Here is a 9232-nt window from a genome sequence, read left to right as displayed (position 1 = left end):
GCGGGTATGCTTCTCCAGCCGGGCCGACTGTGCGGCATCCGACTGTCCGGCCTGTTCCAACAGAGTGGCCGCATAATCATAGGAAAGAAATTCCACATACAACGCCCAGCCTTCGAGATAACCGCCGTACCAGATGAGTTTTCTGGCAGGATCCGTGTGCATGTCGGAAAAGATGCGGTTGCTGTACACGGTCTGGTAGAGATGACCCGGGAACCCTTCATGAGCCAGTGTGGTATAGAGCTCCAGTCCCTGAGGGGAGTTCCGGCGGTTTATATAAATGACATTATTGTCGGAATTTCCCAAAGGAGTGGTCAGATAAAAGGCCGGTGCACTATAGGGTTCCAGACTGGGGACCACATCTTTGACAGTGACGGTGGGAACGGGACTGCTGACAGGAAAGTCATTTTTCATACGAGCCTGTAGATCCGAGAGCATTTCTTCCGGTTCTGCCAGAGGGAAAACTGCCGTATTTTCTTCAGAAAGCAGTGTAATCAGGGAAGGGGACTGGGAAGCCAGATTACGGATTGCGGATTGCTCTTTCTGAAATTGCACAAGCAGCATCTGCACCAGTTCTTTTTCGGAACGGGAGGAACCGGTCTCGGAAAACAGTAGATGGAGATAGTAGGTCTTTCCGTCTGGCAGCAGGGCGAGCCCTTTCGGGAGCCCATTGTGGGCACTGTTGTTTTTGCCCGAAGCAGCATTGGGAGTTGTTTCGGATGCAGTGGAATCGACATTGGTGGAAGTCTCCAGAGAGTGCAGCCCTTCGGACAGGGCGGCATAGGCGGGCTGCACCACCGTGGCAAGCAGGCGGTCGTTGGTTTTGATCAGGGAGGCAGTCTCCTCCGGTGTAAAAAGTCCCTGCTTCGGTAGCTCTGACAGGCGGTCTTCAAAAGTAGTCTGTAAAAAATGGGTTCCCTGTGCCAGTTCTTCGGTTGTGACAATGGTGTCACATTGCTTCCGGACCTTTTCTGAGGAGCAGGCAGGCATAAAGAAGCCTGCGGCAGCTTTTTCCTGCTCGTAGAGAAGCAGGGAGGCAAAATAGTCATCTATCTGATCCAGGAGAGCCAGGTAATCCGTGACATCCCGTTTTGTGCGGAAGGTGTATTCCGCCAGCAGAACGGGAAGCTGGGACTGCATTCCGGAGGAAGGTGACAGAGGCTCATTGTAATAAGGAAAATCTGCCAGAGCCAGATCATTTTCCAGAGAGCGATGCAATAACCGGTAAGTATAGGCATTTTCCGGGGAAAGTCTGTCAGGGTCTATACGGTCAAGCCGGTGCAACAAGTCGGAACAGTGTTCTTTGCTGTCTTCCGGCTGGTCGGAGTGGTAGATCGGAAGCACAGGTTCATATTCGGAGATGCCAAAGGTCTTTGGATCGGCAATGGTGTAGTGCATATTCAGGGTATTGCCAGTCATTTCCTCCTGAAAAAGTTGAGAGGTGAACTGCTCAAAACGTCTATCCGGGGAGGTATGGGAAGCTACAAGGGTCAGAGCACCGGTGAGGGCGCAGAGAAGACTAATACATACGAGTAGTTGTGGGAAGGAGAGAGGGGGACGTTTACGCACGATGATTACCTGATGAAAAAGAGTGTTGGTAAGAGTATATGTGAATACTCCACGGGATAGACTTACTGCAAGGTTGTACACCATACAACTATATACAAATGTACCTAAAACAGGTAAAAGATGTATTGACTTTGTACGGTGGTCTGATTATACTGAAAGTGATTATGGAGACAAAATATCAAAACCTCATTAATTACATACAGGAACAGATCTCAGACGGACAACTAGGTCCGGGAGAGAAAGTTCCCTCGGAGAATCAGCTGTCGGAACAGTTCCATATCAGCAGGCAGACGGTGCGGAAAGCTATCGGCACGCTGGAGGAGGACGGGCTGGTGCAGAGGATCCGTGGCAGTGGCACTTATGTGAGCTTTGACCGCCGGAAGAATCTGGAACAGCGCAACAGCATCGCCGTGGTGACTACCTACGTGGACAGCTACATTTTCCCCAGAATTTTACAGGGAATGCAGAATACTTTATTTGAAAGCGGGTTTTCTGTCCAGATCTATTTCACAAACAACACGCTGGACCGGGAGAAAAGTATTCTGAAGGATCTGTTGAAACGGGACGATGTGGCCGGAGTGATCATGGAGGGGACAAAGAGCGGATTGCCGAATCCGAACCTGGATCTGTACCGGCACCTGATGGCCAGAAAGATACCGCTTCTGTTTTTCAATACCTATTATCCCGAGCTGGAGGCACCGCATGTATCGTTAAATGATGCGGAGGCGGCCTACAAGGCCGTAAGATATCTGATCGACAAGGGGCATCAGAAGATCGGGGCAATCCTGAAGCTGGATGACGGTCAGGGCAGACAGCGTTATCTGGGATATCTGAAGGCCATGGAAGAGGCCGGGCTCACGGTGACGGATTCCCGGATGGTGTGGATCGACACGGACGAATCGAGGCAACTTGGTTACTGCCGGGACAGAATCCTGAATCGGGTGGAGGAGTGCACCGCCCTTCTGGCATACAATGATCAGATTGCTTTTCAGTTGATTCGGATGTTGACAGAACGCAATATCCGGGTACCGGAAGATGTGTCAGTCATCAGCATCGACGATTCGGATCTGGCGAGACACAGCGAGGTGCCCATCACTTCCCTGCCGCACCCCAAGGAGAATCTGGGGAAAAAAGCAGCGGAGACATTGTTACAGATGATCGCGGGCAGGAAAAAGGACCTGACTTACGAATTTGACACCCGTGTCGTAGAGCGGGAATCTGTTGCGGAATGCACTGAAAACGGAAATAAAAAATGAGATAAATAAAGAAGTGAAAAGGAGAGAACACAATGAACGAAGCAGTAAAAGAAGCGATCAGAACAGGAAAAACAGCCCTCGGTATTGAGTTTGGTTCCACCAGAATCAAAGCGGTACTGGTAGATGAGAGCCACGCACCCATCGCCATGGGAACCTACGACTGGGAGAACCGTCTGGAGAACAACATCTGGACCTACAGCCTGGAAGATATCTGGAAAGGCCTGCAGGGATGCTACAAGAGCCTGACAGACGATGTAGAGGCAAAATACGGTGAGAAGCTGACCACCCTGGGCTCGCTGGGATTCAGCGGAATGATGCACGGCTATATGCCGTTCAATGCAGCCGGAGAACTTCTGGTGCCTTTCCGTACCTGGAGAAATACACAGACATCCGAAGCCTGCAAGAAGCTGATCCCGGTATTTAATTTCAACATTCCCCAGCGATGGAGCATTGCACATCTGTATCAGGCTATTTTGAGCGGAGAAGATCATGTGAAGGATATCGCATTCTTCACCACACTGGCAGGATACATTCACTGGAAGCTGTCCGGAGAAAAGGTGCTGGGCATCGGTGAGGCAGCAGGTATGTTCCCCATTGATTCCACCATTATGGATTTTGATCAGAAGATGCTGGATCAGTTCGATGGCTTACACAATTTTGACTGGAAGATCCGTGACATTCTGCCGAAGGTACTGGTAGCCGGAGAGCCTGCCGGTGTTCTGACCGCGGAAGGTGCAAAATTACTGGATTCCACCGGAACCTTACAGCCCGGCGCACCCATGTGCCCTCCCGAAGGTGATGCGGGAACCGGCATGGTAGCCACCAACAGTGTGGCAGTCCGCACCGGTAATGTCTCTGCCGGAACCTCCATTTTCGCTATGGTGGTACTGGAGAAGGCTATGGAAAAAGTACACGAAGAGATCGATATGGTCACCACTCCCGACGGTATGCCGGTAGCTATGGTACACTGCAACAACTGTACCTCCGATCTGAATGCCTGGGTAAATCTTCTGGGCGAATGTGCAGAGAGCTTTGGCGTAAAAGTAGATAAGAATGAACTGTACGGCGTGCTGTACCGCAAGGCACTGGAAGGTGCTGCGGACTGCGGCGGCGTGACAGCATACAATTATTTCTCAGGAGAGCCCATCACCGGACTGGATGCAGGGCGTCCCATGGTGGTAAGAACTCCCGATGCGGATTTCTCACTGGCAAACTTCATGCGTTCCCATCTGTACAGCGCAGTTGCTACCCTGAAGATTGGCATGGACATTCTGTTAAAAGAAGAGCATGTGGCCGTGGATTCCCTGATGGGCCATGGCGGCTTCTTCAAGACTCCCGTGGTGGGACAGCGTGTCATGGCAGCAGGCATGAACGCACCGATCACCGTTATGGATACAGCCAGTGAAGGCGGTGCCTGGGGTATTGCTATTCTGGCAGCTTTCATGAAGGAGAAAAAAGACGGCGAGACTCTTTCTTCCTATCTGAATGACAAGATCTTCGCAGGACAGACAGGAACCACACTGAACCCGGATGTCGAGGATGTGAAGGGATTTGATGCTTTCCTGGAAGAGTACAAGAAACTGCTTCCCGCAGAAAAGGCAGCCGTTGCGGCAAAATAATTTTTCAGATGCAATTTGAGCCTGCAGAGTGTACGGAAGTACACGATACCTATGTGTCGGAAAGTTGGCAGGCTGTGGAAAGGAATGAGATTAAGTATATGTTAGAGGAATTAAAACAGAAAGTATATGAAGCAAATATGGATCTGCCCCGGTATGGTCTGGTGACTTTCACCTGGGGAAATGTCAGCGCCATTGACAGAGAGAGTGGACTGTTCGTGATCAAACCCAGTGGTGTGGATTATGACAAGCTGACACCGGAGATGATGGTAGTCATGGATCTGAACGGCAATAAGGTGGAAGGGGATCTGAATCCCTCTTCCGACACTGCAACTCATCTGGAGCTGTACAAGGCGTTCCCGGAGATCGGCGGTATCGTGCATACCCATTCTTCCTATGCTACCAGTTGGGCACAGGCGGGAAGAGACATTCCCTGCTACGGAACCACCCATGCAGATTATATCTACGGTCCGGTTCCCTGCGTGCGCTGCCTGACGAAGGAAGAGATCGAGGATGCTTACGAGGAAAATACCGGACATCTGATCGTCAATGAGTTCAAGCGTCTGGGCAAGGATCCCAAGGCAGTTCCCGCTGTGCTGTGCAAGAATCATGGACCGTTTGCCTGGGGCAAGGATGCCAGAGAGGCTGTCCACAATGCCGTAGTATTGGAAGAAGTGGCCAAAATGGCATACCGTGCAGAGACGATCAACCCCAGAATTCAGCCGGCACCGCAGGAGCTGCAGGATAAGCACTATAATCGCAAGCATGGAAAGAATGCATACTATGGCCAAACAACTTTGAAATAGAATTTGACTTATAGTGCGTGGACGCTTGCGTACTAGCACTATATGACAAATTCTATTAGCAAAGCGCCCCTCCATGAAATGAATTTTCGAACGAAGTGAGAAAATTTATGAATGACAGGGCAAAGCTGTTTGATAGAAGACAACAATATTTTACGGTAGAAGAGCAATTCTTTTACTAGACTAGCATTCGTAAGTATGCTAGTATAACAACGTAAATCGCAACAGACAAGCCAATATGGCGGAATGGAGGAGACAATGAAGAATTTAGAACTGCAAAAGCGTGCCAATGATGTCCGCAAGGGCATTGTGACCGCAGTTCATGGTGCGAAAGCGGGACATCCCGGTGGATCCCTGTCAGCCGCAGATATTTTTACATTTTTATATTTTGAGGAGATGAACATTGACCCACAGAATCCCGATATGGAGGAGCGTGACAGATTCGTACTGTCCAAGGGTCATACAGCTCCCGGACTCTATTCCGCACTGGCTTACAGAGGATATTTCCCGGTAGAGGATCTGCCTACTCTGCGTCACCTGGGTTCCTATCTGCAGGGTCATCCCTGCATCCATATCCCCGGCGTGGATATGTCTTCCGGATCCCTGGGACAGGGCATTTCCGCAGCAGTAGGTATGGCACTGGGTGCAAAGATGGAGAATCGTGATTTCCGTGTATACACACTGCTGGGTGACGGTGAGATCGAGGAAGGCCAGGTATGGGAGGCAGCCATGTTCGCAGGCTTCCGTAAGCTGGACAACCTCTGTGTTATGGTAGATAACAATAATCTGCAGATCGATGGACCTATCGACCAGGTATGCTCTCCTTATCCTATCGATAAGAAGTTCGAGGCATTCAATTTCCATGTGATCAATGCAGATGCTCATGATTTTGATGCGATCCGTGCAGCATTCAAGGAAGCAAGAGAGACCAAGGGCATGCCCACCTGTATCGTATTCCATAGCCTGAAGGGTAAGGGCGTTTCCTTCATGGAGAACAGTGTGGACTGGCACGGCAAGGCTCCCAACGATGAGGAGTATGCAGTGGCAATGGCAGACCTTGATAAGATCGAAAAAGAATTAGAGAAAGCAGGTGAGCAGTAATGGCAGAGAATACCGTGAAAAAAATCGCAACCAGAGAAAGCTATGGTAACTCCCTGAAGGAGCTGGCAGAAGAATTCCCCAATCTGGTCGTATTGGATGCCGACCTGGCAGCAGCTACCAAGACCGGAATCTTCCGTAAGGCATATCCCGACCGCCACATCGACTGCGGTATCGCAGAGTCCAACATGATGGGTGTGGCTGCAGGACTGTCTCTGGTAGGTAAGATTCCCTTCGTAAGCTCTTTTGCAATGTTCGCAGCAGGACGTGCTTTTGAACAGGTACGTAACTCTATCGGTTACCCTCATCTGAATGTCAAGATCGGTGCGACCCATGCAGGTATCACCGTAGGTGAGGACGGCGCTACCCACCAGTGTAACGAGGATATTGCTCTGATGCGTACTATTCCCGGCATGGTAGTAATGTGCCCTTCCGATGATGTGGAAGCAAGAGCCGCTGTCCGTGCCGCTCTGGAATATGAAGGACCTGTATATATTCGTTTCGGACGTGCTGCAGTACCCGTGATCAATGATCATCCTGGTTATCATTTCGAGATCGGTAAGGGAACCGTAGTCCGTGAAGGTAAGGATGTCACCATCGTAGCCACTGGTATCTGCGTAGATTCCGCTCTGGGTGCAGCAAAGATGCTGGAAGAGGAAGGCATCAGTGCAGAGGTTGTAAATATCTGTACCATCAAGCCTCTGGACGAGGAGATCATCATTAACAGCGCCAAGAAGACCGGCAAGGTAGTGACCGTGGAAGAGCATTCCGTGATTGGTGGACTGGGAAGCGCTGTCTGCGACTGTCTGTGCGCAAATCATCCCGTGCCTGTGAAGAAGGTCGGCATGCAGGATGTCTTCGGTGAGTCCGGTTCCGCTGCTGCTCTGGTAGAGAAGTACGGTCTGGATGCCAAGGGCGTTTACAAGTCTGTCAAAGAATTTCTGTAAGAGAATATAAGATATCAAGAGGAAGCCGCCAGTTATGTGAAAACAGAGACTGGCGGCTTCTTTTGCGTCGTGGTATCATGAACTCGAAATAATAAATGAAAAAGAAGACAATATTGTAAAGAAGTCGATAATCAGGTAAAAGAAGTCGAAAATTAGGTATCAAAAGTCGATATTCAAGCGGAAGTTACACAAGAATATGATACTATATTAGATAGAAATATATATACGGTGCTGGTGTCACAACGGTTGGTGCTCTTAAGAAAGGCGAAATCATGTTAAGCAAAATGAAAAAATCTGTTGTAATTTGCATGAATAGTCTTATATCTGTAATTATTTTTTGCATGATAATAATGCTTTTATGTAGTTGCGTCAGTGCAGCTCGTACGACTTGGAAACAGGCAAAAAAGACTTATCATTCTATGGTGGAGTACTATACGCGCGATGTAGAAAATAATTTGAGCAATATTTCGGACTATCTTCTTCGAATAAGCGAAACAGCGGATTATTATGGTATGACTAATTGCGAAGAGGATAAAGAATCTATGAACAATTTGTCAAGACAGCGGCTGTATAATCAATTGAATGAGGATATTCTTGTTTATAGTTCTGCGGATTACTTTTTTATATTTCAAGACAAGTATGCAGATATCATGATGGTGGAATCTGCAAAAAAGAAAGCAAAAATACAAAGTCAGAATATCAGAGAACAGTTGAAAAGGTTATTGGAGAGTAGAGAACCTACAGAAAAATGGGAGCTGTTTGATGCAGAAGGTTATCAATATTTAATCAGAGTTGTATCAAAGGATGGTGTGGGGATTGGCTGTGCAGTGAGCCTTAATCGACTGATTGAAACAATGCAAGCTGTACAACTAAGTGATTATTATGTTTCTTACTATAAAATAGGCACAATGATTTTAGACAACGAGTCAGGGAAAGATCTAAAAATAGAACTGCCAATTCAAGAAACAGATGTGGGTGTAAGAATTGTAATTCCTTCAGAAAAGCTATTTGAAGAAATCAGAACGTTATTAAACTTCAGTATGGTTTTTGCTGTGATTTTGATCATACTGCTTTTTGCTCTTTATATTTCCATGTATCACTGGTTTACAAATCCGGTAAAAAGGATTGTATCAGTAATGCAAAAGGTGGATGAAGAAGGAATAGATCTTAAAATGCCGGAGTTTGACAACTGGGAAGAGTATCATATTGTCAGTAAAAACTTTAACAATATGATGGAAAAAATTAAAATTCTGAAAATTGATGTTTATGAGAAAGAAAAAAAGCAGTCTGAGCTGTATAAACAATATTTAATGCTTCAGATTAACCCTCATTTCTTTTTAAATGCTTTAAATACTATTTATATGTTGAATAAAAGAAAAGATAACAATCAGGTAAATATTCTTCTAACATATCTGATAAATTATTTTAAAAGTGTGTTTGCTCGTCAAGGAGAAATGGTTCCTCTGAAGGAGGAAATCAATTTTATGTTAAACTATATGGCGATTCAAAAGTTTCGTTTTGCGGGTGCTATGCATCTTCAGTGTGAAATAGAGCCGGAAGCAGAAATCAGCATGGTGCCGGCTATGTGTGTATTAACTTTTGTGGAAAATGCAATCAAATATTCCACGGATTTCTCGAATGATTTGATGATTGTCGTTTCAGCCAAAATAGAGGGAGACAATATAAAAATTGAAATTCAGGATAATGGAGAAGGAATTGAGGAGAACATTCTTAAAAAAATAAACCAAAACGAGAAAATTGTGAAAAACGATAGGGAGCATATTGGAATAAAAAATATAGTAGATAGAATGCACATGCATTATGGAGAGGCTGCCAGTGTCAAGGTTACAAATCGGGACAGTGGAGGAGTTAGCGTTGTCATAAATGTACCAAAATGAACAAAAGGGAAACTATAAGATAACTAGAAAAAGATGTTGGAATGGAGA

The 9232-nt window shown here is 47.0% G+C and carries 7 protein-coding genes; 6 read left to right on the top strand and 1 reads right to left on the bottom strand.

Annotated features, from left to right (window positions below; translation table 11 throughout):
* A partial coding sequence (locus tag OCV96_RS12160) for a DUF885 domain-containing protein (RefSeq protein ID WP_262594647.1) occupies positions 1-1416 on the bottom strand: 1416 nt, incomplete at its 3' end.
* A 314-nt stretch (positions 1417-1730) separates the two neighbouring features.
* Between OCV96_RS12160 and OCV96_RS12155 the strand changes: the two genes are divergently transcribed.
* The 6 genes from OCV96_RS12155 (at position 1731) to OCV96_RS12130 (ending at position 9184) form a co-directional block, all read left to right on the top strand.
* A complete protein-coding gene (locus OCV96_RS12155) occupies positions 1731-2822 on the top strand; it encodes a GntR family transcriptional regulator (RefSeq protein WP_262594646.1) in 1092 nt (363 codons plus the stop codon).
* A 32-nt stretch (positions 2823-2854) separates the two neighbouring features.
* The gene (locus OCV96_RS12150; RefSeq protein WP_262594645.1) at positions 2855-4441 is read left to right on the top strand and encodes a xylulokinase; all 1587 of its coding nucleotides are present in this window, start codon (positions 2855-2857) and stop codon (positions 4439-4441) included.
* Between the two features lie 98 nt (positions 4442-4539).
* A complete protein-coding gene (locus tag OCV96_RS12145) occupies positions 4540-5244 on the top strand; it encodes an L-ribulose-5-phosphate 4-epimerase (protein ID WP_117466072.1) in 705 nt (234 codons plus the stop codon).
* Positions 5245-5499: 255 nt separating this feature from the next.
* Positions 5500-6342 (top strand): transketolase, encoded by an 843-nt coding sequence (locus tag OCV96_RS12140; protein WP_022312729.1) that lies wholly within the window; start codon positions 5500-5502, stop codon positions 6340-6342.
* Positions 6342-7286 carry a transketolase family protein gene (locus tag OCV96_RS12135; RefSeq protein ID WP_022312728.1) on the top strand — a complete coding sequence of 315 codons (945 nt, stop codon included), beginning with the start codon at positions 6342-6344 and terminating at the stop codon, positions 7284-7286. Before OCV96_RS12140 ends, OCV96_RS12135 begins: the two co-directional genes overlap by 1 nt.
* A 272-nt stretch (positions 7287-7558) precedes the next feature.
* Positions 7559-9184 carry a sensor histidine kinase gene (locus tag OCV96_RS12130; protein WP_262594644.1) on the top strand — a complete coding sequence of 542 codons (1626 nt, stop codon included), beginning with the start codon at positions 7559-7561 and terminating at the stop codon, positions 9182-9184.
* Positions 9185-9232: the final 48 nt, after the last annotated feature.

This window comes from Waltera acetigignens (assembly GCF_025567015.1).
Taxonomy (GTDB): Bacteria; Bacillota; Clostridia; order Lachnospirales; family Lachnospiraceae; genus Acetatifactor; species Acetatifactor acetigignens.
The sequence above is the reverse complement of the archived record's forward strand: the minus strand, read 5'-3'. Positions and strand labels throughout refer to the sequence as shown.